Genomic DNA, 825 nt, shown 5'->3' with positions numbered 1-825 from the left:
CGCAGACCTGCTGTATCAATGATGTGCAGTGGCATTCCATCAATGTGGATATGCTCACGCAGTACGTCACGTGTCGTACCTGCGATGTCGGTTACGATTGCAGACTCTTTGCCTGATAGCGCGTTCAGTAGGCTTGATTTACCCGCATTTGGACGACCAGCAATCACGACTTTCATGCCTTCGCGCATGATCGCGCCTTGGTTCGCTTCTTTGCGTACCGCATCGAGGTTATCGATGATAGCTTGCAGATCTCCTGCAACTTTACCATCGGCAAGAAAATCGATTTCTTCTTCAGGGAAGTCGATGGCCGCTTCCACATAGATGCGAAGATGAATCAGTGATTCCACCAGCGTTTGAATGCGCTGCGAGAACTGGCCTTGTAGCGATTGTAGCGCCGATTTCGCCGCTTCTTCAGAGCTAGCATCAATCAGGTCGGCAATCGCTTCTGCCTGAGTCAAGTCCATCTTGTCGTTCAAGAACGCACGTTCCGAGAACTCACCAGGACGGGCTGCTCGTACGCCAGCTACGCCCAGAATACGTTTAATCAGCACATCCATGACCACAGGGCCACCGTGACCTTGCAGTTCTAATACGTCTTCGCCCGTGAACGAGTGCGGGTTAGGGAAGTACAGTGCAATGCCTTGGTCGAGCACCGTGCCATCTTCGGCTTGAAACGGCAGGTATTCAGCGTAACGCGGTTTTAGAGTTTTCCCTGTGACTTCCAATGCCACTTGGTTGGCCTTAGGGCCTGAAACACGAATAATGCCGACACCACCACGACCTGGTGCAGTAGCTTGAGCGACAATCGTATCTGTAGTCATAATC

General features: G+C 51.9%; 1 protein-coding gene. It reads right to left on the bottom strand.

All coding sequences use genetic code 11. The features are described from left to right. A partial coding sequence (locus R7Z50_RS26305) for a tRNA modification GTPase (protein ID WP_318149587.1) occupies positions 1–821 on the bottom strand: 821 nt, incomplete at its 3' end. Between the last annotated feature and the right edge of the window lie 4 nt (positions 822–825).

Source organism: Vibrio sp. 1249-1 (assembly GCF_033340495.1).
This window is presented reverse-complemented; position numbering and strand designations above follow the sequence as displayed.